This window comes from Chachezhania sediminis, assembly GCF_009765275.1.
In the GTDB taxonomy this organism is placed as follows: Bacteria; Pseudomonadota; Alphaproteobacteria; order Rhodobacterales; family Rhodobacteraceae; genus Chachezhania; species Chachezhania sediminis.
In genome coordinates this window covers 222,142-247,656 of record NZ_VOPH01000001.1, presented here as the reverse complement: position 1 = coordinate 247,656, position 25,515 = coordinate 222,142, and the positions used below count along the sequence as shown (strand labels likewise).

General features: G+C 66.8%; 21 protein-coding genes. 15 read left to right on the top strand and 6 right to left on the bottom strand.

Annotated elements, in window-relative coordinates:
- The first annotated feature begins 57 nt into the window (after positions 1–57).
- From dusB to ntrX, 5 genes are all read left to right on the top strand, one after another.
- A complete protein-coding gene (dusB, locus tag FQK05_RS01145) occupies positions 58–1,089 on the top strand; it encodes a tRNA dihydrouridine synthase DusB (RefSeq protein ID WP_407644479.1) in 1,032 nt (343 codons plus the stop codon).
- Positions 1,086–2,480, top strand: a complete 1,395-nt coding sequence (locus FQK05_RS01140; protein WP_407644478.1) for a two-component system sensor histidine kinase NtrB — start codon at positions 1,086–1,088, stop codon at positions 2,478–2,480. Before dusB ends, FQK05_RS01140 begins: the two co-directional genes overlap by 4 nt.
- Entirely contained in the window at positions 2,480–3,865 is a 1,386-nt protein-coding gene (locus FQK05_RS01135; protein WP_158963763.1) for a response regulator, read from the top strand. Before FQK05_RS01140 ends, FQK05_RS01135 begins: the two co-directional genes overlap by 1 nt.
- Before the next feature lie 100 nt (positions 3,866–3,965).
- Positions 3,966–6,212 carry a sensor histidine kinase NtrY-like gene (locus FQK05_RS01130; protein ID WP_158963761.1) on the top strand — a complete coding sequence of 749 codons (2,247 nt, stop codon included), beginning with the start codon at positions 3,966–3,968 and terminating at the stop codon, positions 6,210–6,212.
- A gap of 30 nt (positions 6,213–6,242) precedes the next feature.
- On the top strand, positions 6,243–7,655 hold the full coding sequence (ntrX, locus tag FQK05_RS01125; protein WP_158963759.1) for a nitrogen assimilation response regulator NtrX: 1,413 nt from the start codon (positions 6,243–6,245) through the stop codon (positions 7,653–7,655).
- A 9-nt stretch (positions 7,656–7,664) separates the two neighbouring features.
- Here ntrX and FQK05_RS01120 read toward each other — a convergent pair whose 3' ends face one another.
- On the bottom strand, positions 7,665–8,609 hold the full coding sequence (locus FQK05_RS01120; protein WP_158963757.1) for a class I SAM-dependent DNA methyltransferase: 945 nt from the start codon (positions 8,607–8,609) through the stop codon (positions 7,665–7,667).
- 265 nt (positions 8,610–8,874) lie between these two features.
- The gene (locus FQK05_RS01115) at positions 8,875–9,345 is read right to left on the bottom strand and encodes a YbaK/EbsC family protein (RefSeq protein ID WP_158963755.1); all 471 of its coding nucleotides are present in this window, start codon (positions 9,343–9,345) and stop codon (positions 8,875–8,877) included.
- Between the two features lie 176 nt (positions 9,346–9,521).
- Here FQK05_RS01115 and glnE point away from each other — a divergent pair, with 176 nt between their 5' ends.
- From glnE to FQK05_RS01095, 4 genes are read left to right on the top strand one after another with little or no spacing between them, the layout of a single operon-like run.
- Entirely contained in the window at positions 9,522–12,323 is a 2,802-nt protein-coding gene (glnE, locus tag FQK05_RS01110; RefSeq protein ID WP_158963753.1) for a bifunctional [glutamate--ammonia ligase]-adenylyl-L-tyrosine phosphorylase/[glutamate--ammonia-ligase] adenylyltransferase, read from the top strand.
- The gene (locus FQK05_RS01105; protein WP_158963751.1) at positions 12,320–12,604 is read left to right on the top strand and encodes a hypothetical protein; all 285 of its coding nucleotides are present in this window, start codon (positions 12,320–12,322) and stop codon (positions 12,602–12,604) included. Before glnE ends, FQK05_RS01105 begins: the two co-directional genes overlap by 4 nt.
- Positions 12,605–12,646: 42 nt before the next feature.
- Positions 12,647–13,891 carry an RSP_2647 family RNA methyltransferase gene (locus tag FQK05_RS01100; RefSeq protein ID WP_158963749.1) on the top strand — a complete coding sequence of 415 codons (1,245 nt, stop codon included), beginning with the start codon at positions 12,647–12,649 and terminating at the stop codon, positions 13,889–13,891.
- The gene (locus tag FQK05_RS01095) at positions 13,891–14,442 is read left to right on the top strand and encodes an RSP_2648 family PIN domain-containing protein (protein WP_158963747.1); all 552 of its coding nucleotides are present in this window, start codon (positions 13,891–13,893) and stop codon (positions 14,440–14,442) included. The genes FQK05_RS01100 and FQK05_RS01095 overlap by 1 nt, the downstream gene beginning before the upstream one ends.
- A gap of 2 nt (positions 14,443–14,444) precedes the next feature.
- Here the strand turns inward: FQK05_RS01095 and FQK05_RS01090 are convergent, their stop codons facing one another.
- Positions 14,445–15,125, bottom strand: a complete 681-nt coding sequence (locus FQK05_RS01090) for a M48 family metalloprotease (RefSeq protein WP_158963745.1) — start codon at positions 15,123–15,125, stop codon at positions 14,445–14,447.
- 119 nt (positions 15,126–15,244) lie between these two features.
- Here FQK05_RS01090 and FQK05_RS01085 point away from each other — a divergent pair, with 119 nt between their 5' ends.
- From FQK05_RS01085 to purU, 5 genes are all read left to right on the top strand, one after another.
- The gene (locus FQK05_RS01085) at positions 15,245–16,489 is read left to right on the top strand and encodes a lytic murein transglycosylase (protein ID WP_233270365.1); all 1,245 of its coding nucleotides are present in this window, start codon (positions 15,245–15,247) and stop codon (positions 16,487–16,489) included.
- Positions 16,490–16,832: 343 nt separating this feature from the next.
- A complete protein-coding gene (locus tag FQK05_RS01080) occupies positions 16,833–17,582 on the top strand; it encodes a MipA/OmpV family protein (protein WP_158963741.1) in 750 nt (249 codons plus the stop codon).
- Between the two features lie 88 nt (positions 17,583–17,670).
- Positions 17,671–18,156: a cytochrome b gene (locus FQK05_RS01075; RefSeq protein ID WP_158963739.1), complete on the top strand. Its 486-nt coding sequence runs from the start codon at positions 17,671–17,673 to the stop codon at positions 18,154–18,156.
- Between the two features lie 93 nt (positions 18,157–18,249).
- Positions 18,250–19,266: a pyridoxal-phosphate dependent enzyme gene (locus tag FQK05_RS01070; RefSeq protein WP_158963737.1), complete on the top strand. Its 1,017-nt coding sequence runs from the start codon at positions 18,250–18,252 to the stop codon at positions 19,264–19,266.
- A gap of 168 nt (positions 19,267–19,434) precedes the next feature.
- Complete coding sequence (gene purU, locus FQK05_RS01065; RefSeq protein WP_158963735.1) at positions 19,435–20,319, top strand: formyltetrahydrofolate deformylase; 885 nt, start codon at positions 19,435–19,437, stop codon at positions 20,317–20,319.
- Positions 20,320–20,360: 41 nt separating this feature from the next.
- On the opposite strand, the gene FQK05_RS01060 is transcribed toward purU, so the two are convergent.
- Positions 20,361–21,722: a calcium-binding protein gene (locus tag FQK05_RS01060; protein ID WP_158963733.1), complete on the bottom strand. Its 1,362-nt coding sequence runs from the start codon at positions 21,720–21,722 to the stop codon at positions 20,361–20,363.
- Positions 21,723–21,913: 191 nt separating this feature from the next.
- On the opposite strand from FQK05_RS01060, the gene FQK05_RS01055 reads away from it, so the two are divergent.
- Positions 21,914–23,551, top strand: coding sequence for a sulfatase-like hydrolase/transferase (locus FQK05_RS01055; RefSeq protein ID WP_158963731.1), 1,638 nt, complete (start codon positions 21,914–21,916; stop codon positions 23,549–23,551).
- Between the two features lie 3 nt (positions 23,552–23,554).
- Here the strand turns inward: FQK05_RS01055 and FQK05_RS01050 are convergent, their stop codons facing one another.
- On the bottom strand, positions 23,555–24,352 hold the full coding sequence (locus tag FQK05_RS01050; RefSeq protein WP_158963729.1) for a phosphodiesterase: 798 nt from the start codon (positions 24,350–24,352) through the stop codon (positions 23,555–23,557).
- Between the two features lie 81 nt (positions 24,353–24,433).
- On the bottom strand, positions 24,434–25,045 hold the full coding sequence (locus FQK05_RS01045) for a helix-turn-helix domain-containing protein (RefSeq protein ID WP_158963727.1): 612 nt from the start codon (positions 25,043–25,045) through the stop codon (positions 24,434–24,436).
- Positions 25,046–25,515 lie beyond the last annotated feature (470 nt).

Sequence of the window (25,515 nt, the reverse complement as noted above, 5' to 3'; positions counted from 1 at the left end):
CATTGTAACGAGACCTCTCAGCCGTTAATTCGGGACAAACTGCACAGGGATTAGGCATTGGCGCTCCATCTTTCGAACTTGGACATCTGGCCGCCGGTCCTGCTGGCACCGATGGCGGGAATCACGGACAGGCCGTTCCGGGACCTGGCGACCCGTTTCGGCGCCGGACTGGTCGTGAGCGAGATGGTGGCCAGCCAGGAGATGGTTCAGGCCAAGCCCGGCGTCCGCGAAAAGGCGGAGCTGGGGGCAGGGGCGCTTGGCACCTCGGTCCAGCTTGCGGGCCGGGATGCCTATTGGATCGCCGAGGCTGCGCGCCGCGTGGCTGATGGCGGGGCGCGGATCATCGACATCAACATGGGGTGCCCGGCAAAGAAGGTCACGAATGGCTATTCCGGGTCCGCACTGATGCGCACGCCCGACCATGCACTTTCGCTTGTCGAGGCTGTGGTGGCCGCGGTCGACGTGCCGGTCACGCTGAAGATGCGGCTGGGCTGGGATGACGAATGCCTGAACGCGCCCGATATCGCACGCCGCGCGGAAGAGGCAGGCGTAGCTTTGATCACGGTACACGGCCGCACGCGCTGCCAGTTCTACAAGGGCCGCGCCGACTGGTCGGCGGTGGCCGCGACTGTCCGGGCCGTGACGGTTCCGGTCATCGTGAATGGTGATATCCGCGATGCGGCCTCGGCCCGCGCGGCACTGGCGGCGTCCGGTGCCGCAGGCGTCATGATCGGGCGCGGGGCGCAGGGGCGGCCGTGGCTGCCCGGACTTGTGGCGCACGAACTCTATCAGACCGCCCGGCCCGACGTGCCGCATGATGCGGCGCGCGCGGATCTTGTCGCCGACCATTATCGGGCGATGCTGGATTTCTATGGCACCGACCTGGGCCTGCGCGTCGCGCGGAAGCATCTGGGCTGGTATCTGGATGCCGCGGCCGAGGATGCCGGGGCGGCCGTTCCGGCGCCGATGCGCCGTGCGCTTCTGACGGCGACGGATCCGGCGCGGGCCATCGCGCTGATCCACGAAATCCTGGGCAAGGTCCTGCCGGCGGCAGCGGCCGACCCGGCACAGACCCGGGCAGCAGCATGAGCGACAAGGCCCGGAAATCGGCTGCGAAGGGCAAGGCGGTCAAGGACAAGAAGGCAGCGGACCAGGTGACCGGAATCGAACCCCTTGCAACCGGCGTGACCGACCCCGGCCCCTTCGACGAGGAGCAGTTGGCGGCGGCCATTTCAACCATCGACGGGGACGCGACGCTTTGGGCTTCGCTGCCGGTGCCGGCGGTGCTGATCGACGCAGGCGACCGCATTGCCGACGTGAACCCGGCGGGTGAAGGCTTCTTCAACGCTTCGGCCAAGTCCATGGTCGGCATACCGGTCTGGGACCAGATCGCCATCGACGCCCCGATCGAGGCAGCGTTCGAACGGGCGCGTACCTCGGGCTCGCCCTTGTTCGTGAACGACATCGATGTGGGCACGGGCAACCGCCCGCCGATGCAATGCGCGCTTCAGATCGCCCCCGTGCAGGGTCGCCCGGGCGAGATGATCGTGATGATCAACCCGCGCGAACTGGCCGGCCGCGTATCGCAAAGCCTGTCGGTGAAATCTGCGGCGCAGTCGGCCATCGGCATGGCCGAATTGCTCGCGCACGAGATCAAGAACCCGCTGGCCGGCATCACCGGGGCGGCGCAGCTTCTGTCGATGAACCTCTCGGCCGAGGACCAGGAGCTGACCGACCTGATCGTCGCGGAAAGCCGCCGCATCGTGAAGCTGCTGGAGCAGGTCGAACAGTTCGGCAACCTGTCGCCGCCCGACCTGCGCCCCGTGAACCTGCACGATGTGCTGGATCGCGCGCGACGGTCCGCGCTGCTGGGCTTTGGCGCCCACATGAAGATCATCGAGGATTACGACCCCTCTCTGCCGCTGGCGCTTGGCGATCCGGACCAGCTGCTTCAGGTGGTGCTGAACCTGCTGAAGAATGCGTCCGAAGCGGCCGATCCCAAGGGCGGCACGATCCGGCTGCATTCCTATTTCGAACATTCCTTCTCGCTGCGCCGGTCGGACGGCGAGGGGCAGCCGCTGCCCCTGCAGATCGAGATCATCGACGATGGTCCCGGCATTCCCGAACAGATCAAGGCGGACATCTTCGAACCCTTCGTTTCGGGACGCGAGAACGGCACCGGGCTGGGACTGGCACTGGTGTCCAAGATCATGTCGGACCACGGTGGCTGGATCTCCATCAGCTCGGTCCCGGGGCACACCGTCTTCCGCCTGTCGCTGCCGCGGGTGCCGAGCCCGAAGCCGGGCAAGGGTGGGCGCGACAAGGGCTTTGACACCGACATGCAGGATGGGGACGATTATTCCCCCGACAACAGCAGTTTCTCCGCGACCGGCACGCGCCAGAAGGCCGGCGGGGCGACAGGGACACAATCGAGCGGGCACGGCCAATCCACGGACCGTGCCGATAAGGAGGCTCACTGATGGATGGCACGGTACTTGTTGCCGACGACGATCGGACGATCCGCACGGTCTTGACCCAGGCGCTGACCCGCGCGGGCTGCAAGGTGCATGCGACCTCTTCGCTGACGACGCTTCTGCGCTGGGTGGGCGAGGGAAAAGGCGACGTCGTGATCTCGGACGTCATGATGCCCGACGGCAACGGGCTGGAGATGTTGCCAAAGATCAGCCAGGAACGGCCCGGCCTGCCGGTCATCGTGATTTCCGCCCAGAACACGATCATGACGGCGATCCAGGCGGCCGAGGCGGACGCCTATGACTACCTGCCGAAACCCTTCGACCTGCCGGATCTGATGAAGCGGACGGCGCGGGCGCTGGAACTGCGCCAGCGCGCGCCGGTGCCGCAGCCGGTCGCCTCGACCTCCATCGACGACGACGGCCCCGAAGATCTGCCGCTGGTGGGCCGCACGCCCGCGATGCAGTCGCTGTACCGGCTGGTCGCGCGGGTCATGAACACCGACCTGCCGGTGCTGATCACCGGCGAAAGCGGGACCGGCAAGTCGCTGATCGCGCGCGTGCTGCACGACTTTTCCGACCGGCGCAGTCTGCCCTTCGTGTCGGTCGACGCCAATGACCTGACCGATCTGGAAGGCCCGGCCCGCGTGATGGCCCGGGCCCGCGGCGGCACGATCCTGATCGAGGAAATCGCCGACATCCCGGACGAGATCCAGGCCCGGATCGTGCGCATGATCGACGCGCCGTCCGAAACCTCGGCCCGGTTCATCGCCACGTCCCAGCGCGACCTGTCGCCCGATGCCTCGGGCAGCGGCCGCCGGGTGCGGGACGACCTGTATTACCGCCTGTCGGGTGCGACGATCGAGGTGCCGCCGCTGCGCGAACGGGTCGACGACATCGCACTTCTGACGGAACACTTCCTGGGACGCGCCCGCCGCGACGGTGCGCCGGAACGCTGGCTGTCGGCGCCTGCCGTGGCGCTGTTCCGGTCCTATGTCTGGCCGGGCAACGTCCGTCAGCTGGAAAACGCCGTCCGCCGCCTGGTCCTGACCAGCCGCACCGAAGAGATCGGCAAGGCCGAGGTCGAGGCGGTGCTGGGCGCCCAGCCGGACGTCACGCCGATTGCCGGCGGGGGCGACACGCAAAAGCTCTCGGCATCAGTCATGGGGCACCTTCGGCGGTATTTTGACTTGCACGGCAATATGTTGCCACCTCCGGGGCTTTACGGCCGCATCCTGAAAGAGGTAGAGACACCTCTGATCGAGATTGCGTTGGAAGCAACCGGCGGCAACCAGGCAAAATGTGCCGAATTGCTGGGTATCAACCGGAACACGCTGAGAAAGAAGATCACGAACCTCGATATTCACGTGACACGGCGGCGCAAGATGATGTAAATGCGCCACAGAAGCGTGGCGCAGAGTCCCCGTTAGAGGGGCCAGCCACGACATGTGGCGTCTGGCAAGCCAGCCGACGCATCATGAATGAGGTCGTCGAGTGGCAAGTCTGTCACAATCAGGAACGCTGCCGGTCGTCCGGCGCTGGTGGAACACCCGCCGCGCCCAGACCTTTGCGACGTTGGGGCTGGTCGTTCTGGGACCGGTCCTGGCTTTCGCGACCTTCCTGGTCATCGGTCCGTTCAACGGCGGCGGGGTAGGGTCCGCGCTGCTGCAGCGGGCGGTGCTGCTTGCCGATTTGGTCTATGTGCTGGTGGTTGCCGCGCTGGTGCTGGGCCAGGTGGGCCGCCTGCTGATCGCCCGCCGTGCACAGTCTGCCGGGTCGCGCCTGCACCTGCGGCTGATCGGGGTCTTCACCCTTCTGGCGCTGATCCCGACCATCACGGTCGCCGTCTTTGCCGGGCTGACGATCAACATCGGGCTGGAAGGCTGGTTTTCCGACCGGGTACGCAATGTGGTGGGCTCGTCCCTGGCTGCGGCCCAGGCCTACAAGTCCGAGCTGACGGACGGCCTGTCCGAAGACGCGCAGGCCCTGGCCAATTTCCTCGACCGTGAACGGTCGCGCACCTTCTTCATGGATTCGGGCCGGATCCGGCAGCTTCTGGGCACCGGTCAGAACCTGGTCCAGCGCGGCCTGAAAGAGGCCTTTGTCATCGACAGCGCGGGCGAGGTACGGGCGCGGGGCGAAGGTTCCTATCTTTTCGATTTCGAACGCCCCAGCCGCGCAGATATCGATATCGCCCGGGACGAAGGCCTGGTGATCATCGAGGACTGGAACAACAACGAATTCCGCGCGCTGGTGCGGCTGACGGCCTTTGTCGACCGGTTCCTGTACATCAGCCGGACGGTGGACGGGCAGATCCTGAATCTTCTGGACGAAACGCAGGAAACGGTCCGGCTGTACCAGCAGCTTGAACAGGAACGCGGGCGGGTCCTGTTCAATTTCGGCCTGCTGTACGTGGGTTTCGCGCTGATCCTGATCCTGGCCGCGGTCTGGCTGGGCCTGTGGTTCGCCGAACGGCTGTCGCGGCCCGTGGGCCGCCTGACGGATGCCGCGCAGAAGGTCGGTGCGGGCGATCTGGACGTCCGCGTGCCGGAAGAATCCGGCGACGACGAGATTTCGATGCTGGGGCGGTACTTCAACCAGATGACGCGGCAGCTGAAGGCCCAGCGGCAGACCCTTCTGGACAACACCCGCCAGATCGAGGACCGGCGCCGGTTGTTCGATTCGGTGCTTTCCTCCGTGACCTCGGGCGTCGTGGGGCTGGACAGCGACGGGCGGGTGACCTTCGTGAACCGGTCCGCCCGGCGCCTGCTGGACTGGGACGGCGCGGATCATGCGACGTCGCTGGCCGTGGCGGTTCCGGAATTCGGGCCGCTGTTCGAAAACATGAAGGCTGACCGCGCGGAAAGCGTGCAGGGCTCGGTCAAGGTGACACGGGCCGGACGGCTGGAAAACCTGCTGGTCCGGGTCGCCGTGAGGCGCGGCGCCGGGGGCGATCTGGACGGTTACGTGGTGGCCTTCGACGATGTGACCGATCTGGTCAGTGCCCAGCGGATGGCGGCCTGGGGCGATGTCGCCCGCCGCATCGCGCACGAGATCAAGAATCCGCTGACGCCGATTCAACTGTCGGCGGAACGGATCAAGCGCAAGTTCGCGCCGATGGTGGGCGAGGATTCGGACCGGCTGGAAGCCATGACCGATGTGATCGTGCGCCAGACTGGCGACTTGCGCCGGATCGTCGACGAGTTTTCGAAATTCGCGCGGATGCCGGAACCGGACCGCCGCAGCGAGGACGTGAAGGCGCTGGTTGAGGCTGCGGTTTTGCTGCAGCAGCACGGCCAGCCGGGGGTCGAGATTTCGGCGGATCTGCCGGGCGGGTCCATCGTTGCCGATGTCGATGCCACGATGCTGTCGCAGGCGCTGACCAACCTGATCAAGAACGCGGGCGAGGCGATCGAGACGCTGAAGCAGAAGGGCGCGCCCGAAGGCCATGTCCCGCGGATCCGCGTGACCCTGCGCCGGATCGACGACGGCCATTTCGGCAGCGCCGAAATCACGATTGCGGATAATGGCGTGGGCCTGCCCGAGGACCGCGCCCGGCTGTTCGAACCCTATGTCACCACCCGCGATGCCGGCACCGGCCTGGGCCTGCCCATCGTGAAGAAGATCATCGAGGAACATGGCGGCACGCTGACCCTGGAGGACGCGCCGCCCTTGCAGGACGACCAGCCCCATCGCGGGGCGATGGCCGTCATCCGTCTGCCCCTTCCCGGGGTGCAATAACAGACCGACAACAGCGAGAGCAGGACCGATATGAGCGATATTCTGATTGTCGACGACGAAAGGGACATCCGGGAACTGGTGTCCGATATCCTGGAAGACGAAGGCTATGCCACGCGCCTGGCCGGCAATTCCGACGACTGCATGGCGGCGATCAACACCGAACCGCCGGCGCTGCTGATTCTGGACATCTGGCTGAAGGACAGCCGGATGGACGGCATCGACATCCTGAAGACGGTGAAGCGCGACAACCCGGATGTGCCGGTCGTCATCATCTCGGGCCACGGCAACATCGAGATCGCGGTCGCCGCCATCAAGCAGGGCGCCTACGATTTCATCGAGAAGCCGTTCAACATCGACCAGCTGATGGTGGTGATCAAGCGCGCCATGGAAGCCTCGCGCCTGCGGCGGGAGAATTCGGCGCTGAAGCGGCGCGGTGTCTCTACAGCCGACATGATCGGGTCGTCCCCGGCCTATCGCGGGCTGATCGGGCAACTGGACAAGGTGACGAAGTCGAACGGCCGCGTGATGCTGTCGGGCCCGGCCGGCTGCGGCAAGGAAATCGCGGCGCGTTATGTCCATGCGCGGTCGAACCGGGCGCGGGGCCCCTTCATCTCGGTCAATTGCGCAACCGTGGAACCCGAGAGGATGGAAGAGGTTCTGTTCGGTCGGGAAACCGCGGCCCGCGGGGTCGAACCGGGCCTGCTGGAACAGGCCCATGGCGGCGTCGTCTATTTCGACGAGGTCGCGGACATGCCGCTGGGCACCCAGTCCAAGATCCTGCGGGTGCTGGTGGACCAGCAATTCCAGCGTGTGGGCGGAACGGACAAGGTGCGGGTCGACCTGCGCGTGATCTCGTCGACCAGCCGCAACCTGGAATCGGAAATCGCCGCCGGACGGTTCCGCGAGGAACTCTATCATCGCCTGAACGTGGTGCCGATTGCCGTGCCCTCGCTCGAGGAACGGCGCGAGGATATTCCGCTTCTGGCGGAACATTTCATCACCCAGTGCCACGAAGCCCAGGGCCTGCCGAAGCGGTCCCTGAGCGACGAGGCCATCGCGCTGATGCAGACGATGATCTGGCCGGGCAACGTGCGTCAGCTGAAGAACCTGGTGGAACGAGTGCTGATCCTGGGCGACGGCACCGGCCCGATCGAGGCGCGAGAGCTTCCGGGCGACGAGGCGCGGCCCACCGATGACGGCCGCGTGGTGCTGACCGGTGCGCTGGCGACGCTGCCCCTGCGCGAGGCGCGCGAGGCGTTCGAACGCGAATACCTGCTGACCCAGATCAACCGCTTCGGCGGCAATATCAGCCGGACGGCCTCTTTCGTCGGGATGGAACGCTCTGCGCTCCACCGCAAGCTGAAGTCGCTTGGCGTCGTGACCTCGTCCAAGTCGGGGGCCCGGGTGGCCCGCGTCGATACATCGGCCGAAACGGTCGACTAGGGCAGCGCCTCAGAGGAGGGCCGGTTCCCGCCGCGTACCGTCGCGGTCGGCCGGTCCCCCGGGGGCTGCACGTTTCACGGCGTGGACGATGAACCCCCGGATCGGAGCACCCCGGTCCTGGCGCAGGACGTCCTGACCGATCTTCGCGTCGAATCCCGCCTGGTCCATCAACGCTTCCAGATAAGGGCGGGCATGGGCATAACGACGGCTGTCCCGCAGCACATAGGCCTGGGCCCCGTCATGGCCTTCGACGGTGAAGGCGAAACGCCCGCCGGGCCGTAGGGCGCGCGCCACCCAGCCCACGATGTTTTCCAGCGCCCCCAGATAGGCAAAGACATCGGCCGCCGTGATCAGGTCCCAGGCTTCGGCCTGCGGCTCCAGCGCCGTCAGGTCGCGTTTGTCGAGGCGGTCGTAGAGGCCCTTGTCGCCCGCGATCCGCAGCATCTCGGCCGATATGTCCCAGCCTTCCAGCCAACTGGCGCCGTCCCGCAGGTCGTGCCCCATCAGTCCGGTGCCGCAGCCCAGGTCCAGCACCCGGCCAAGCGGCGCCACCAGCCCGGCTTTCAGCAGCGCGGGCGCACGATAGTCCAGCCGGTCGACCAGGGCTGTTTCGAATTCAGGGGCGTATTGGTCGAAAAGCGTTTCGACGAAGGCGGGCGGCATCGTGTCGGTCAGTGAGCGGTCGCGCAGCAGGTCCAGCTGAAGGCTTGCGCCCAGCCGGTCGGCGGGATCGGCCTGCAAGGCGGCCTCGAATGCGGTATCGGCGCCGGGCAGGGCGGCCTGGGCCCGGATCTCGCCCAGCCGGAACCAGCCGGCGGCCCAATCGGGGGCACGTTCCAGCGCCTGTGCATACAGATCGGCGGCGGCCGCGGGATCGCCGGGCAACAGCCCTTCGGCATAGTCGGCACGGCGGTCGGCGAGCAGGTCGCCGGACGACATCGAAACGGGAATCATGTGGGGCCCGGGGCAGGACGGGCCGCCACCGGGCCCGCCGGGCGCATGTACGCCTTCCGCGGCGCCGGTCAAGAGGGAGAGCGCCCGGGGGGGGCGTCGACTGTCGGCGCTACAGGCTGTTTCCGGGACCGGAGGGCCGTCGACAAAGCGATAAGGGCGACGGCCGACCCGGGGGCCGCGACCTCCTAGTCAAACGGCGGGGGCGGTCGCTTCCCGGCCTGCGGCCGGGTCGATCCTGCGGTCAAGGCAGACCCGAAGAATGGCCCTAGGGCACCGAGAAGTCGGCCAGTTCCGCGCCCGCGATCTGGGCCAGCTTGTTCGGTTCGGCCGGGAAGACGTGATGCGGCGTACCGGCGGCGGCCCAGACAACGTCATATTGCGTCAGGCGCCGGTCGAAGAAGGCGCGGGGCTGCGTCAGGTGGCCCACCGGGCTGACGCCGCCGATGGCAAAGCCTGTCTGGGACCGGACCAGTGCCGCGTCGGCCTTGCCCAGCGGCTCGCCTGCAAGGGCGGCGGCCGCTTCGGGGTCCACCTTGTGGGCGCCGGCGGTCAGGAACAGGATCGCCTGTCCGCTGGTCTTCCCGGCAAAGATGATCGACTTGGCGATCTGGTCTACGTCACAATCCAGCGCCGCGGCGGCATCGGCCGCCGTGCGCGCCAGCGCGGTTTCGCGGATATCGGGGTCGATGCCGGCAGTTTCCAGCGCGGCACGAACGCGTTTCAGGCTCTTGCTCATGGCGCCGGACCATGGCGCCGGGACAAGACAAAGGCAAGCCGGCATTGGTCTTCCCGTAACCATTGGTATTCTACAAGCGTTGACGAAAAGCTTTCGAATGCGCACAAGCTGTGCGCCCGTAACGGCCGGTTCGTTCGCGTGACGCGAATGCCGGTCTTGCTCAGGATGGACGACCCATGCCGCAGACCCACACCCTGGCCTATCGCATCACCCGGTTGCCCCGCGCCTTCGATGCCGACCTTGGTCAGGATGCCGCGAACGCAGTGCCGCAACTGTCGGGCGACATGGCCGAACTGGTGCGCGGTGCCGGCGGGTCCAGCAGCTTTCTGAAAAGCCTGGTCGAGAAGGAGGGCGCCTGGTTCGTCGAGGCGGCCGAGGATACGGCCGCGGCACTGCAGCGCATGTCGGCCGACTTGCACGAACTGGCGCCCGATGTGGTGCCGAAGGGGTTGCGGCAGGCCAAGCGGCGGGTGGCGCTGCTGACGGCGATGGCCGATCTCTCCGGCGCCTGGTCGCTGGAAACGGTGACCGGCACGCTGACCGACTTCGCCGACCTGGCCCTGACGGTCGCGATCCGCGCCCAGGTGGGAGAACTGGTCCGCCGCGGCAAGCTGCCGGGCCAGACCGTCGACGACGTCGCCACCGGCGCGGGCCTGGTCATGCTGGCAATGGGCAAGATGGGCGCGCATGAACTGAACTATTCCTCGGATATCGACCTGATCTCGCTTTTCGACGAAACCCGGTACGACCCCGACGATTTCCAGGAGGCGCGGCAGGCCATGGTCCGCATCACCCGTTCGGTCAGCGCGATGCTGTCGGACCGGACGTCGGACGGATATGTCTTCCGGACGGACCTGCGCCTGCGGCCCGATCCCTCGGTCACCCCGGTCTGCCTGTCCTTCGCGGCGGCCGAACAGTATTATGAAAGCCTGGGCCGCGGCTGGGAACGGGCCGCCTATGTCAAGGCGCGCCCGGCGGCGGGGGACCTGGCGGCCGGGGACCGGTTCCTGGAAAACATCCGCCCCTTCATCTGGCGTCGACATCTGGACTTCGCCGCGATCGAGGACGCGCACCGCATGCTGCAGCGGATCCGGGAATCGAAGCGTTCGCACGGGCCGATCTCTATCCCGGGGCACGACATCAAGCTGGGCCGCGGCGGCATCCGCGAGATCGAGTTTTTCACCCAGACCGGCCAGCTGATCGCCGGCGGCCGCGATCCCGAACTGCGGATCCGGGCCACGGTTCCGGCTCTGCGGGCGCTGGCGTCCAAGGGCTGGATCCCGATCGAGACGGCCGGCCGCCTGGGCATCCACTATCGTGCACTGCGCGACGTCGAACACCGCATCCAGATGGTCCACGACGCCCAGACCCACACCATGCCCAAGTCCCCCGAGGAGATCGAGCGTATCGCCTGCCTGATGGGCACCGACGTGCCGGCGCTGGTCAAAGACCTGCACCACCGCCTGACAGAGGTGCACGGGCTGACCGAAGATTTCTTTGCCCCCGACCTCGTGCCCCCGGCGGCCGCCGAACTGCCCGATTTCGAATTCGACGAGGAAATCCTGCGGAGGTGGAGCACCTATCCGGCCTTCCGCACCGAACGTGCCGTGCGGATTTTCGAACGGATCAAGCCCGACCTGCTGACCCGCCTGTCCCGCACCGCCAAGAAGGAAGAGGCGCTGATCGCCCTGGACCGTTTTCTGGCCGGGCTGCCCGCGGGCGTTCAGATCTTTTCCATGTTCGAAGCCAATCCCCAGCTGATCGATCTGCTGGTCGACATCGTCGGCACCTCGCCGGCGCTGGCGGGGTATCTGGCGAACAACTCTGCCGTTTTCGACGGGGTGATCGGTGGCGACTTCTTCAGCGACTGGCCGGGCTGCGACCGGCTGGTGGCGGGCCTGCAGGACATGCTGTTGCGCGAGGCCGATTACGAAGCCCAGCTGGACGCGGTACGCGGCTGGTCGCGGGAATGGCGCTTCCGGGTTGGCGTGCATTTCCTGCGGGGGCTGATCGACGCGAATACGGCCGGTGAACAATATGCCGACCTGGCCGATGCCACGATCCGGGCGCTGGTGCCGGTGGTGACCGACCAGTTCGCCATCCGGCACGGGCCGCCGCCGGGGCGCGGGGCGGCGATTCTGGGCATGGGGTCCCTGGGCGCGCGGCAGCTGGCCTCGACCTCGGACCTGGACCTGATCGTCGTCTACGACCCGGCCGAGGCGGACAGCTCGGACGGGCCGAAGCCCCTGGCGCCGCGGACTTACTACGCCCGCTGGACCCAGGCGCTGATCACCGCGCTGACGGCACCGATGGCGCGCGGGCGCCTTTACGAGGTCGACATGCGGTTGCGTCCGTCGGGCAGCCAGGGGCCCGTGGCGACCAGCTGGCCCAGCTTCCGCCACTATCAGGAAAACGATGCCTGGACCTGGGAACACCTGGCCCTGACCCGTGCGCGGGTGATCGCGGGCGATCCGGGACTGGCCATCGATGTCGAGGACTTCCGGACCCGGATCCTGTCCCGCAAACGCGAGGTCAGGACCGTCCTGGACGAGGTGCGCGACATGCGCGCCCGGATCGCCCAGGCGCGGGGGCCGGGGGGACTTCTGGACCTGAAGACCGGGCCGGGCCGCCTGCAGGATATCGAACTGATCGCCCAGGCCGGGACGCTGCTGGCGGGCCTGCCCGACCGCGACGTGCCCGCGGGACTGCGCGCGGCCGAGGCCGCGGGCTGGATGCCCACCGCCACCCGTGAAAGGCTGACGGTCAGCTTCAACCTGTTCTGGGCGGTGCGCATGGCGATGCGCCTGATTTCCGATGTGCCGCTGACCGCAGACGAATTGGGCGAAGGCGGGGCCGCCTTCCTGACCCGCAGCACCGGCTTCGAGTCGATGGAGGAACTGGAACAGGCGCTGCAAGACCGGTATGACGCAGTAGCCGACGCCATCGAGGCCATCGTCGGCGAAGGGGCACCCGCATGAGCGAGACCGAAGACAGCATCGAAGATTTGGACCCGCGGCGCCTGATCGCCGAGGCCTACCGGATCGATGGCATCACCGAACCGGAATGCCGGACCATCTTCCTCGACTGGGCGCTTAGCCTGAAGGACGATGTGCCGATGCAGCACGCGTCGGCGCAGTTGCTGGCGCATTACGACCGTCAGGCACCGGACCATCCGATGACGGGCGTGCTGCGCGCCGGTACGGAAACGGCGGAAAAGGCGAAGCGGCGCGGCGGCTATCGTGCGCGGCACCCGGAATAGTTTTCCTTTCGCACCCCCGCCGATCCTAGTAGGAGCGCGCGCATGAGCGACGATTTTTCCGACAGCGCGGCCGACGATGCCGTGACGACCAATGGGACCAGCCGTCCCGTGGTGCGTCTGAAGCCCAAGGCCAATGCCCGCGCGATCCGGCATGGCAGCCCCTGGGCCTTCGACAACGAACTGGTGATCGACCGGCGGACCAAGAACCTGGCCCCCGGCACCCTTGCGGTGCTGGAGGATGCAGGGCGCGAGCCGCTGGGCCTGGTGTCCGTCAACACCCAGTCGCGGATCGCCTGCCGGATGCTGGACCGCGATCCCCTGGCTCAGATCGGCGTGGCCTGGTTTGCCGACCGCCTGGCGCTGGCGCAATCGCTGCGCACCCGGCTTTACGAGGCGCCGTTCTACCGCCTGGTCCATGCCGAGGCCGACGGCCTGCCCGGCGTCATCGTCGACCGCTTCGGCGACACCGCCGTGATCCAGCCGAATGCCGCCTGGGCCGACCGCCTGCTGGAGCCGCTGACCCGCGCGCTGATCGAGGTGACGGGCTGCACCAACGTGCTGAAGAACGCATCCGGCCGGACCCGCAAGCTGGAAGGTCTGGACGATGTCAGCACGGTCCTGGCCGGCTCGGCGCCGGAATGGCCGGTCAAGGTGCCGATGAACGGTGCCACATACATGGCCGACCTGACCGGCGGCCAGAAGACGGGCCTGTTCTATGACCAGCGTCCGAACCATGCCTTTGCCGCGCGCCTGGCGCGCGGGGCCAAGGTGCTGGACGTCTTCTCGCATGTCGGCGGTTTCGCCCTTGCGGCACTGGCCGCAGGCGCGGACCGGGCGCTGGCGGTCGACGGCTCTGCCGCCGCCCTCAGCCTGGCGGAAGAGGGCGCGCAGGCCTCTGGCGTGGCGGATCGCTTTGCGACGCGCACCGGCGATGCGTTCGAGGCGATGAACCAGCTTTACGAAGACGGGCTGCAGTTCGACCTGGTGATCTGCGATCCGCCGGCCTTCGCGCCGTCGAAGCAGGCGCTCGAGGCGGGCCTTCGGGCCTATGAACGCGTGGCGCGGCTGGCCGCGCCGCTGGTCAAGCCGGGCGGTTACCTGGGCCTGTGTTCCTGTTCCCATGCGGTAGACCTGACAGCGTTCCGGCAGGCCTCGGCCCGGGGCTTGGGCCGGGCGGGACGGACGGCGCAGATGATCCATACCGGCTTTGCCGGGGCCGACCACCCGCAGCTGCCGCAACTGGCAGAGACAGGGTACCTGAAAGCGGTCTTCTACCGGCTGCCCTGATGCGGCTGGTCCTGGATACCTGCGTCCTGTTCCCGACCGCGATGCGAGGCCTGTTGCTGGGGGCCGCGCGCGCGGGCTCCTTCGTGCCGCTTTGGTCCGACCGGATCCTGGGCGAATGGGTCCGCGCCGCGGCCAAGCACGGACCCACCGGCACGATGCAGGCCGAGGGCGAAATCGCCCTGCTGCGGGCCAACTGGCCCGGTGCGCTGATCGCACCGGCCCCGGGGCTGGAGGCGCGGCTGTGGCTGCCGGACCCTGCGGATCTTCACGTTCTGGCGGTGGCGGTCACTGGTTCGGCCGATGGGATCGTCACGGTCAATGCCAAGGATTTCCCCCGCAACATCCTGGCAGAGGAAGGCCTGCTGCGGATCGATCCCGATGCGCTGCTGCTGGATGCCTTCGGCCAATATCCTGACGAGATGCGGCAGGCGGCCCGGGCCGTTCTGGACGAGGCCAACCGCCTGTCCGGCCGGTCGTGGGAGATGCGCGCGCTGATGAAGAAGGCGCGCCTGCCGCGCTTTGGCAAGGCCCTGACGGGTCCAGGGGCCTGACCCTAGGCCTGCCAGCGGGCTTCAAGCGCGTCCAGCGCCGCAATGCGTTCGTCGGTCTTCGGGTGGCTCAGCAGCCAGGCCGGCGCGCCACCCATGTTGGCGGTCAGCCCGTCCAGTTTGCGAAACAGCGACTTTTGATGCTCGATACCGATCCCGGCCTTGGTCAGCAGGGCCGCGGCATAGGCGTCGGCCTCGTATTCGTCGCCGCGTGACAGGCGCGCAGACAGAAGCGAGGTCAGAAGGGTGGCGACCATGATGCCAACCCCCGGGATCAGCCGGCCCAGCACCATCATCAGCGCCGTGCGGATCGCGTTCTGCCCGGAAAAGTCGATCATCCGCCGGCGCGAATGGCCTAGGGCGACATGACCCAGCTCGTGCGCGATGACGCTGGCCATCTCTTCGCCCGTCACCGCACCGGTGCGGTATTTCTCGTAGAATCCACGGGTCAGGAAGATCCGCCCGTCGGGGGCGGCCAGGCCGTTGACCGGCTCGATCTCGTAGATGTGAACCGGGATCCGGTCCAGGTCCAGCGCGCGCGCCAGCCGGTCGGTCAGCACCTTCAGGCGTGGATCGGCCAGCGGGGTAGACCGCTGGTCAAGCTCGCGATGGGTGCGCCAGACCGAGAAGCGGTAGTAGGCCAGACCGTAAAGCACGGCGAGAAGGATCGGGGTCAGCTTCAGCATGTGCAAGATATGGGTCGGCAGATGGACCACGGCAAGCGGGCAATGCTTCCACCGGAACGCGAATGGCTGTAGGGTCGGGGCAACAAAAACCCTGTCGCAGAACGGGACGAGGCATGAGCATTCAGATTGACAGACGACGGGCGCTGGCCGGGATGGCGGCGCTGATGACAACGGCAGGTCTTTCGGCCTGCGGCGTGGGCGGCGGGGGTCCGGCCCCGGTGGCAGAACCTGCGTGGCAGGCGGTGCCCAACAGCGGCTATGACGCCTGGCTGCAGGGGTTCCGCGCCCGCGCTTCGGCCCGGGGGATCAACGCGGCGACGCTGGACCCGGCGCTGCGCAGCGCGGGCTACCTTCCCGGCGTGATCGAGCGCGACCGGAACCAGGCCGAATTTTCCCGCACGCTGGAGGATTACCTGGCCATCACCGCCAACGACCAGCGCGTGGCGATGGGCCGCCAGGCCATGGGCCGGGAAAGCCGGACGCTGGACGCGATCCAGGCGCGCTATGGCGTTGACAAGGCGGTCGTGGCGGCGATCTGGGGCGTGGAAAGCCAGTACGGCACGCGCATGGGGTCCGCCCCCGTGATTTCCGCCCTGTCGACGCTGGCCTATGACGGGCGGCGGGGCGAGTTCTTCGAAAGCCAGCTGATGGGCGCGCTGAAGATCCTGCAGGCGGGCGACACGACCCCCGCCAAGATGAAGGGCAGCTGGGCGGGTGCCATGGGCCATACCCAGTTCATCCCGACCTCCTACCTGGCTTATGCAGTGGACTTCACCGGCGACGGGCGGCGCGACATCTGGGACAGCAATCCGGCCGATGCGCTGGCGTCCACCGCGAATTACCTGGCCAAGGCGGGCTGGCGCACGGGTCAGCCCTGGGGTGTCGAGGTGGCGCTGCCCGGCGGTTTCAACACCGGGCTGGCGGGGCGCGGCAAGAACCGCAGCGTTGCGTCCTGGGCGTCTTTGGGCGTGCGGCTGGCAGGTGGCGGGGCGGTGCCGGATTACGGGTCCGCATCGCTTCTGATCCCGCAAGGACCCAGCGGGCCGGCTTTCCTGGTGTTCCGGAACTTCGAGGTGCTGGCACGCTACAACAACGCCGTGAACTATGTCATCGGCGTAGGGCACCTGTCGGACCGGCTGAAGGGCGGATCGAAGCTGAGGACAGAGTTCCCGGACGATCAGTACGGCCTGTCGATCGACGACCGGAAGGCTTTGCAGGCGGGGCTGAATGCCAAGGGTTTCGATGCCGGGACGCCAGACGGGGTGATCGGCAAGAAGACCGTGTCGGCGATCGAAGACTTCCAGCGGGTCAACGGGCTGCCGGTTAACGGGGATCCGTCGCTGGATCTTCTGCGGCGGCTTTGATCGGTTGATCGGGCAGGGGGGCGCTGCCCCCCGTCCGCCTTTTGAGGCGGACTCCCCCCGAGGTATTTGAAGACCAAAGAAGTTGTGCGCGCGCGGATGTGCGGAACCGGCGATCCGGGGCCCAGGAAGGATGGATCGGGTGTGCGCCGGGCAAGGTTTCGCGACTTTCGGCCGCGGAGGTCTGGACCGCGGAGGTTGCACCGTGCCACATGGTAGCCGGCATCCGGGGCGTCAGCGTCCGGGGCCAGGAATTGTACTGTAGCGGAGTAGGTCGGCGGTGGGTATTCGGAACCTTTTCGGCAGGTTGGCCGTGGCTGTTGCGGGCAGTTTTCCGGTGGCGGCAATGGCCCAGACCTCTCCGCTGGTGATCGCGCCGGGCTATGCGCCGAACTTCGCGGGCATCGGCGTCGGGGCCACGCCGGACTATTTCGGGTCCTCGGATTATAAGGCCGGGGCGGCGCCGGGCGTGCATCTGAGCTGGGGGCGGCGCTATGTCGACCTGGTCGGCAATTACCTGAGCGCGAACGTCCTGGACCATCCGCACTGGCGGGCGGGGCCGGCGCTGGTCTATCGCTTCGGACGGGACGACGTGATCGACGAGGTGGTCAACGGCCTGCCGGAAATCGACGACACGACCGAACTGGGCGTTTTCCTGGCCCGGGTCTACCGGCCCAGCGAAGACGTGCGCGACCGGCTGCGGATCGGCGGCAACATCACCTATGACGTGGGCGGGGTCCATGACGGCTATACCGTGGGTCTGTCCGTGAACCGCTGGCTGCCGGTGTTCCGCTATTCCGCCGTGGGGCTGTCGGTGGCCACGACCTATGGGTCGGGAAACTATATGGACACCTATTTCTCGGTCACGCCGCAGGGGTCGGCGACGACGGGCCTGCCGGCCTATCAGGCGGGCGCGGGGCTGCGGGACGTGCGATTGTCGGCGGTTTTCATCCAGCCCCTGTCCGAGAAGTTCTTTGTCGGGGCCGGCGTCCTCTACGACCGGATCCTGGGCGACGCGCAGGACAGCCCGATCGTCAGCATGCGCGGCGCGCGGGACCAGGTGCTGTTCGGGGTCGGTGCAGGCATCCTGTTCTAGACCGTGACAGCCTGACGCAGCGGTTCCGCGACGGATCCGGCGGGCAATGGGCGTATCAGGGAACCAGGACCAAGCCAGGAGTTTCGCCATGGGCCTTTCCAAAAAATCCGCCGCCTTCACGCCAGTGCAGAAGGCCCTGCACTGGGCCGTCGTCGTGTTGCTGGGCTTCCAGTTTTTCGTTTTCGACGGGATGGGCCGCCCGTTCCACCAACTGATGGATGGTGTCGCGACCTATACCACCACCGTCATCGCCCATATCGCCATCGGCCTGGCCGTGCTGGTCTTCGCGCTCTGGCGCCTGGTCCTGCGGGCCCGTCATGGGGCGCCTGCGGCGCCCGAGGCCGAGCCGGAGGCGCTGCGCAAAGTGTCTAAACTGGCGCATGCCGCGATCTACCTGCTGATGCTGGTCCTGCCGGTGACCGGCCTGATCGCTTGGTTCGGCAAGGTGGGCAACGTGGCCGAAGTGCACGAAGTTCTGACGAATGCCCTGCTGGCGCTGGTGATCCTGCATGTCGCGGCCGTGGCGGTGCACCAGTTCTGGTGGAAGACGAACCTGCTGGCGCGGATGCGCTGACGGCAGCTGAAAATGGGGGCCGGGCGACCGGCCCTTTCCATTTGCACCGGGCGGATGGCATGAAGGGGGCAGAGCCCGGAGGAGAACCGCCCCATGACCTACACGTCTGCCTTCGATCCGGATCTGCCGCTTTCGCTGATCCGGGCCTGCCCGGTCTACCGGCCGTCGCCGCTGGTCGACATGGCGCTGGCGGGCCGCGTGCTGAGCGTCAAGGACGAAACACGGCGGATGGGGCTGGGCGCGTTCAAGGCGCTTGGCGGCGTTTATGCCGTGGCCCGGCTGGCAGCCGAGGCGACGGGGGTCAAGGTCACGCCCGATATGGCTTTCATTGACGCCCTGCGCGCCAGGGCGGGGGATCTGACCTTTGTCTGTGCCTCGGCGGGCAATCACGGCATGGCGGTGGCGGCGGGGGCGCGGCTCTTCGGGGCGAAGGCGCGGGTGATCCTGGCGGACCCGGTGCCCGAGGCCTTCGCCGACCGCCTGCGCGCAAGGGGGGCAGAAGTCGCCCGGCGGGGGGCCATCTACGAGGAAAGCGTCGCCGCCGCGATTGAGGACGCCGAGAGCACGGGTGCCATCCACCTGGCCGACGGATCCTGGCCCGGCTACACACGTCCGCCGCTTCTGGTGATGGAAGGCTATACCGTCATTGCCTCGGAACTGGCGGCGGAATTCGAAGGCGGCGAATGGCCCACCCATGTCTTCCTTCAGGCCGGTGTCGGCGGGCTGGCCGCCGCGGTTGCCGACCGGATTCGCGCGTCCTGGCCCGTCCAGCCGCGGATCGTGGTGGTGGAGCCCGAGGCCGCGCCCTGCCTGGGCGCCAGCCATCGGGCGGGCAAGGTGGTCGAGGTAGAAGGGCCGGTATCTTCCATGGGCAGACTTGACTGCAAGGTGCCGTCGATGCTGGCCTTCGACATCCTGACGCGGACGGCGGACGAATTCGTCACCGTCTCGGACGCGGTGGCGGAAGCGACGGCGGCGAAACTGGCATCGGCTGGGCTGGCCAGCACGCCGTCGGGCGTGGCCGGGGTGGCAGCGGCGCTGGCCGGGGACCTGCCCGACGACGCCCGTCCGCTGGTCATCGTCAGCGAAGGCGCGGTCGACGCAGGCTGACACAGATGGAGCCGATGCGTGGAATCACGATCCGATCCGACACCGCCGGCAACGAAAATGGCTTGGAAGCGACATTTGCTGCCGCCAATAGCCGCCTACTGGATATCCTTGGGTCCGCGACGCCCAGATAAAGGCGCAAATGCCGACATGCGCCAAGGACTCACCTTCATGACCAAATACTGCCTGACCGTGGCCTGCCCCTCGACGCGCGGAATCGTGGCCGCCGTGTCGACCTATCTCGCCGACAAGGGCTGCAACATCATCGACGCCTCGCAGTTCGACGATATCGAGACGGGCAAGTTCTTCATGCGCATCAGCTTCGTGTCCGAAAACGACGTGCCGCCGGAAGAGATCGATCGCGATTTCGCACCGCTGGCCGGTCCCTTCGGCATGGAATACGCCATCCATGACGAGGCCGAGAAGATGAAGACGGTCATCATGGTCAGCCGCTTCGGCCACTGCCTGAACGACATCCTGTATCGCTGGCGGATCGGTGCGCTGCCCATCGACATCGTGGCGGTGATTTCCAATCACATGGATTTCCAGAAACTGGTGGTCAATCACGACATCCCGTTCCACTGCATCAAGGTCACCCCGGAGAACAAGCCCGAGGCCGAGAAGCGGATGATGGATGTGGTGGAGGATACCGGCGCCGATCTGGTCGTACTGGCCCGCTACATGCAGATCCTGTCGGACGAGCTGTGCAAGAAGATGTCGGGCCGGATCATCAACATTCACCATTCCTTCCTGCCGTCCTTCAAGGGGGCGAACCCCTATCGCCAGGCCTTCAAGCGGGGGGTGAAGCTGATCGGGGCCACGGCACACTATGTCACCGCCGATCTGGACGAAGGCCCGATCATCGAACAGGATACGGTCCGCGTGACCCATGCCCAAAGCGCGGAAGACTACGTTTCGCTGGGGCGTGACGTTGAAACCCAGGTGCTGCACCGCGCGGTCCACGCCCATATCCATCGCCGCGTGTTCCTGAACGGTGAAAAGACTGTGGTCTTCCCGGCATCGCCCGGCAGCTACGTGTCGAACCGCGTCGGTTAAGGCATATCGCGGATCCGGGGCAGGACCGGGTCCGCACCCCTTCAGGCGAAGATGAAATCGGACGCGGTCAGCGTCGTTGCGGCGTCGCCCAAAAGTGTGATCGTACCGCCATCGTAGTCGATCAACAGGTCGCCGGCGTCCTTTTCGATGGTCAGGCTTGCGAAACTCTCGCCAGTGCCGACGATCTTGATCCGGTCCTTGCCGTCCTTGAACCCCCTGATGGCATCGTTGCCGCCGTGCGGTCCGAAGACGAAGACATCACGCCCGCCGTTCCCGATCAGCAGGTCGTCGCCGCCCTTGCCGGTCAGCACGTCACGGCCGCCCTTGCCGGTCAGTGTGTTGTCCCCGTCATCGCCGGTCAGCGTGTCGCTGCGCCTCGTGCCCACGGTGTTCTCGAACTGGCCGATGGACACTGCGCCGACATGATCGTCGCCCTGTCCCAGCAGCTGCCATGTGCCGACCCGCTCCAGCGAGATGTCGACGCCGGTAGACCTGATCAGGGTGAAATTGATGGTGTCCGTCCCGTCGCTGCCCTGGGCCCTAACGCCCCGCCCACCGACGGTTGGCGCCACCTTCAGTAGGTCGTTGCCCGCGTCCAGGGTGATGTAGCCCGCACCACCGGTGCCGGTGACAACGACGTCCCGGTCGCCCCCGGTGCCCACGCGCGTGACGCCGGCGCTGCCCAGGGTGACGTGATCCTTACCGTCGCCGGTCAGGACGGATTCCACCCATTGTGCGCCGGTCTTGACCGTATCCTTGCCCTTGCCGGTGTCGATCTGCCCGACATAGCCGTTACCGACCGTGACTCTGTCATGCCCGTCGCCGGTGGTGATCAGCCCGGTAGGGCCGCCCGCATTGACGACGACCTTGTCATCGCCCTGTCCGGTCAGGATCGAATTCACCCCGCCCGATCCCACGATGATCGTATCGCCATCGCCATTCCGGGACCCGGTAAAGACGTTGGACACCCAGCCACCGCCGGTCGTCACCGTGTTCCGGGCGGCGAAGAGGACGATGGAATAGACGGACTCGATCAGGCTTTCGGCCAGGCTCACGACATGGGCATCGCCATCGCCGCCGTAAAGGTTCAGAACCCGGGTCGCCTTCAGCACGACGTCCGAGTTGTAGCCCAGGTCCAGGTAGTCGATCTTGCGGTTCGGTTTCGCGTCGGCGTCGCGGATCCGGGTCAGGTTGTCCAGCCCTGCACCGCCAAAGTGCATGGTCTTGATGGACCAGCCGCCGTCCTTGAAGGTGACGTCGGCCACCAGCGCGGCGGTCGGGTCCGTCTCCCACACGCTGTAATGGCCCATGGACCGGTCGTCCCAGCCCACGGCCGATTGCCCGTCCAGCCGCGCCACGTCGGTGACGCCATCGAAACTTGCCTTCAGCTTGACTGTGGCCATGGTACGCTCCTCCGTTGCGGCATCCTCTCCAAGGTGTCCGCATGCCGTGTCCGTTGGCCCCCCGGGGTCATGAGAGCATCCGTTTGACCTTGCGGCAAGTCCGGAGTGGCGGGCCCGGGCCTTGCCCGGCCCGGGAGGCGGATGGCCAATCGCGTCTTGCCCAAGCGCGCAGGCTGGCCGTAACTGGACCCATGAACATACTCTTCATCATGTACGACCAGCTGCGCGCCGACTACCTATCCTGCGCCGGTCACCCGACCATCAGAACACCCAACATGGACCGGCTGGCGGCCAGGGGCGTCCGTTTCAGCCGCGCCTATTGCCAGTCGCCCGTCTGCGGTGCCAGCAGGATGAGCTTCTATACCGGGCGCTACGTGTCGTCCCACGGGGCCAGTTGGAACGGCTATCCCCTGAAGGTCGGAGAGATGACCCTGGGCGATCACCTGCGCCCGCTGGGCATGGGCACCTGGCTGGTCGGCAAGACGCATATGGAGGCGGACCTTCCCGGCATGGAACGTCTGGGTATCGCCCGCGACGGGATCATCGGCGCGCGTCTGGCAGAATGCGGCTTCGACGTCTGGGCGCGGGACGACGGCTTGTGGGCGGAGGGGCCGGCCGGGTTCTATGACCAGCGCCGCTCACCCTATAACGAATACCTGAAGTCGAAGGGGTACGCGTCCGAAAACCCCTGGCACGACAATGCCAATGCGGCCGACGTGGACGGGGAAATCGCGTCCGGATTCCTGATGCAGAACGCGGTCTATCCGGCGCATATCCGGGAAGAGGACAGCGAAACCCCTTGGCTGACGTCCGAAGCGATGAAGTTCATCGAGGCGCAGGGGGATGCACCCTGGCTGTGCCACCTGTCCTATATCAAGCCGCACTGGCCCTATATCGTGCCGGCGCCGTACCACGACATGTACGGGACCGACGACATCGTTCCGGCGGTGAAATCCGACTGCGAACGGCAGGACCCGCACCCGGTCTACAAGGCTTTCATGCAGGGCCAGATCGGCCGCGGCTTCAGCCGGGAAGAGGTGCGCCAGGCCGTGATACCCGCCTATATGGGCCTGATCGCGCAATGCGACGACCAGCTGGGCCGGCTTCTGGACTGGTTGGAGGAGACGGGGCGCGACAAGGACACCGTTCTGGTCCTGACCTCGGACCATGGCGATTATCTGGGCGACCACTGGCTGGGCGAAAAGGACCTGTTCCACGACGCTTCCGCCCGGATCCCCATGATCGTCGTCGACCCCCGGGCCGAGGCCGACGCCACCCGCGGCACCGTCTGCGACGCACCGGTCGAAGCCATCGATCTGGCCCCCAGCTTCGTCGAATGGGCCGGTGGCGCGCCTGCAGGCCATATTCTGGAGGGGCATTCTCTGCTGCCGTGCCTGCGTGGGGAAAGCCCGGAGCGGCGGGATTACGTCGTCAGCGAATACGACTATTCCGGCCATGGCGCGGGCGTTGCCATGGGCCTGCCGCCGAAGGATTGCCGGCTGTTCATGGTCGCCACGAAGGAATGGAAACTGATGCACGCCGAAGGCGGGTTCCGGCCCATGCTCTTCGATCTTGTGAACGATCCGGACGAACTGGTCGACCTGGGCGACAGTCCCGATCATGCGCAGGAGATCGAGGCCATGTACGACCGCCTGTTCGAATGGGCGCGCCGGATGTCGCAGCGGACTGCCATTTCCGACACACAGATCCTGGCGCGTCGCGGCGGGGCCATGCGGCGGGGGATCCTGCTGGGTCTTTACGGAGACGAAGGCACGCCGGACGAGCTGTTGTCCAAGTATCGTGGACCGGCAGGGCCGCTGCCGGGCTGAGCGTCAGAAATAGGGCAGGGGTCCGCGGTGCTGGCCTACCGGCACCCAATGGGTGACCATGGGCCCGTGGCCGCGCCAGTCGTGCAGCAGGAAGGCCGGCGGTTCGACATAGGACGCAGGTTCCGCATCCTCGGCCAGGCGCAACGCGATCGAGGACGAGGTGCTGGGCGCGATGGTCAGCGGAACGCCGGCAAAGCGCGTCTGGATCGACCTGTGGACATGGCCGCACAGGATCCGTTCCACATTGGGAAACAGCGGCAAAAGGGCGCCCAGGCGCGACTCTCCGAAACAGCGGTAGGCATCGATGAAGTGGATGCCCGTGTTCACCGGCGGCTGGTGCATCAGGATCGCGGTCGGCTGGTCCGGCGCTTCGGCCAGCCGGGTTTCCAGCCAGGCTATAGCGTCCTCGTCGATCTGGCCGTGATGGTCGCCCGGCACGGTGATGTCCCAGCCCAGGATGCGGACCGGCCGTTCGGTCCCGGTGTCGAAGTGCAGCGGGCCGCTGTCGGTCACGGGGACGAAATCGCCCAGGGCGGACCGGAAGGCCACGCGTTCATCGTGGTTGCCGGGGATCGCGAAGACGGGCTGGCGGAGCCGGCTCAACGCTTTGATGACGCTGGCATATTCCGCGGGACGGCCTTCGTCCACCAGGTCGCCGCCGATGATCACGATGTCGGGCGCGGGGTCCAGTGCCGCCAGCGTCTCCAGCGCCCGGTCGAACATTGCGTTCGAATCGACAAGTCCCTGATACAGAACCCCCGCCTCGCGCAGGTGGGGATCGGAGAGGTGGGCAATCAGCACGGGCAGACCCTTTCGAAACCGGAAACGCCGCGACTAGATCCCGATCCGCGCCGGGTGAAAAGCCCCTACCGCCGTGACGGGTCAGTCTTTCCGGGTGGGGGCAGGATCGATTTCTGTGCAGACGACAAGGATCCGGGCGTTCCCGTCCGTGGCCGACGCATAAAGGTGCCCCCGCCGGCTGTCGAAATAGAGGCTTTCGCCGGCTTCCAGCACCACGTCGTCGGCCCCGTCCAGCTGGACCAGAACGCGGCCTTCCAGGACGTGAAAAAACTCCTGTCCCGGATGGCGCACCATCCGGTCGAAACGCATCTGTTCCAGCGGTTTCAGCGTACCAAGCATCGGCACCATGGTCTTGCCGCGGACATGGGGGAACAGCATCTCGTAGGTATAGTTTTCAGTCTCCAGATAGCCTTCGTCGCCCGGCCGGCTGACCGCCAGTTCGCCCTGGGCAAAGGCGCTGCCCGCCTCGGCGAAAAGTTCGCTGACATCGACCTCCAGCCCTTCGGCCAGCATCGAGAATCGGTCGTAGGTCGGAGAGATCAGGCCGCGTTCGATCTTTGAGACTGTCGACACCGCCAGTTTCGACCGGTCGGCCACGTCCTGAAGGGTCAGGCCCTTTCTGTGCCGCAGGTCCTTCGCACGTCTGGCCAGCGCGGCGCGGCTTTCGGTCAGGGTCTTTGCCGGTGTCGTCATCTTGGCCTCCGGGCCGGTCGCCGGCCCCTTCCTGGGGGCCCAATATAAGCTCTTTTTCCGATTGGAAAAGTGCCGTAGCCTGCCAGGCATGAGCGAGTCTTGCGAAATCGTCGCTGGCGGGGGAAAAGTCGGGGGCAAAATTGCTGGCCTGTACAACGTCGCGGCACGGGCCTGTGCGATGCGGCGTGCGGCGGTCGGGACGGAAGTGCCGCCGCGATCCTGGCGCAGTATGATCGGAACGGCCCGATCCGGCGCCTGGCGAAACCGACCCTGTCGTGCTTCACTGGCCTGCCGCGCTGGGTCGACGTGCCAATGTCGCGGGCCGGGTCGTGGTCGTTTTCCGGGGCGGCGTCCGCCGGTTCCGGTCCGGCCGGGCGGGCCTGCGCCACTTTGTGGCTGACCGGGCGCAGGTCACGGGCGTAAATCTCGCCGTGCCCGAGGTCTTCGGGCTGGTCGGGCAGGGCGGTTAC

What these genes read in the sequence shown, in the direction of transcription:
- FQK05_RS01140 (WP_407644478.1), top strand. Translation starts at nt 1,086, where the DNA reads ATGAGCGACAAGGCCCGGAAATCGGCTGCGAAGGGCAAGGCGGTCAAG.
- FQK05_RS01055 (WP_158963731.1), top strand. Translation starts at nt 21,914, where the DNA reads ATGAACATACTCTTCATCATGTACGACCAGCTGCGCGCCGACTACCTA.
- FQK05_RS01090 (WP_158963745.1), bottom strand. Translation starts at nt 15,125, where the DNA reads ATGCTGAAGCTGACCCCGATCCTTCTCGCCGTGCTTTACGGTCTGGCC.
- purU (WP_158963735.1), top strand. Translation starts at nt 19,435, where the DNA reads ATGACCAAATACTGCCTGACCGTGGCCTGCCCCTCGACGCGCGGAATC.
- FQK05_RS01095 (WP_158963747.1), top strand. Translation starts at nt 13,891, where the DNA reads ATGCGGCTGGTCCTGGATACCTGCGTCCTGTTCCCGACCGCGATGCGA.
- FQK05_RS01120 (WP_158963757.1), bottom strand. Translation starts at nt 8,609, where the DNA reads ATGATTCCCGTTTCGATGTCGTCCGGCGACCTGCTCGCCGACCGCCGT.
- FQK05_RS01115 (WP_158963755.1), bottom strand. Translation starts at nt 9,345, where the DNA reads ATGAGCAAGAGCCTGAAACGCGTTCGTGCCGCGCTGGAAACTGCCGGC.
- FQK05_RS01080 (WP_158963741.1), top strand. Translation starts at nt 16,833, where the DNA reads ATGGCCCAGACCTCTCCGCTGGTGATCGCGCCGGGCTATGCGCCGAAC.
- FQK05_RS01075 (WP_158963739.1), top strand. Translation starts at nt 17,671, where the DNA reads ATGGGCCTTTCCAAAAAATCCGCCGCCTTCACGCCAGTGCAGAAGGCC.
- FQK05_RS01045 (WP_158963727.1), bottom strand. Translation starts at nt 25,045, where the DNA reads ATGACGACACCGGCAAAGACCCTGACCGAAAGCCGCGCCGCGCTGGCC.
- FQK05_RS01100 (WP_158963749.1), top strand. Translation starts at nt 12,647, where the DNA reads ATGAGCGACGATTTTTCCGACAGCGCGGCCGACGATGCCGTGACGACC.
- FQK05_RS01070 (WP_158963737.1), top strand. Translation starts at nt 18,250, where the DNA reads ATGACCTACACGTCTGCCTTCGATCCGGATCTGCCGCTTTCGCTGATC.
- glnE (WP_158963753.1), top strand. Translation starts at nt 9,522, where the DNA reads ATGCCGCAGACCCACACCCTGGCCTATCGCATCACCCGGTTGCCCCGC.
- FQK05_RS01105 (WP_158963751.1), top strand. Translation starts at nt 12,320, where the DNA reads ATGAGCGAGACCGAAGACAGCATCGAAGATTTGGACCCGCGGCGCCTG.
- FQK05_RS01135 (WP_158963763.1), top strand. Translation starts at nt 2,480, where the DNA reads ATGGATGGCACGGTACTTGTTGCCGACGACGATCGGACGATCCGCACG.
- FQK05_RS01060 (WP_158963733.1), bottom strand. Translation starts at nt 21,722, where the DNA reads ATGGCCACAGTCAAGCTGAAGGCAAGTTTCGATGGCGTCACCGACGTG.
- ntrX (WP_158963759.1), top strand. Translation starts at nt 6,243, where the DNA reads ATGAGCGATATTCTGATTGTCGACGACGAAAGGGACATCCGGGAACTG.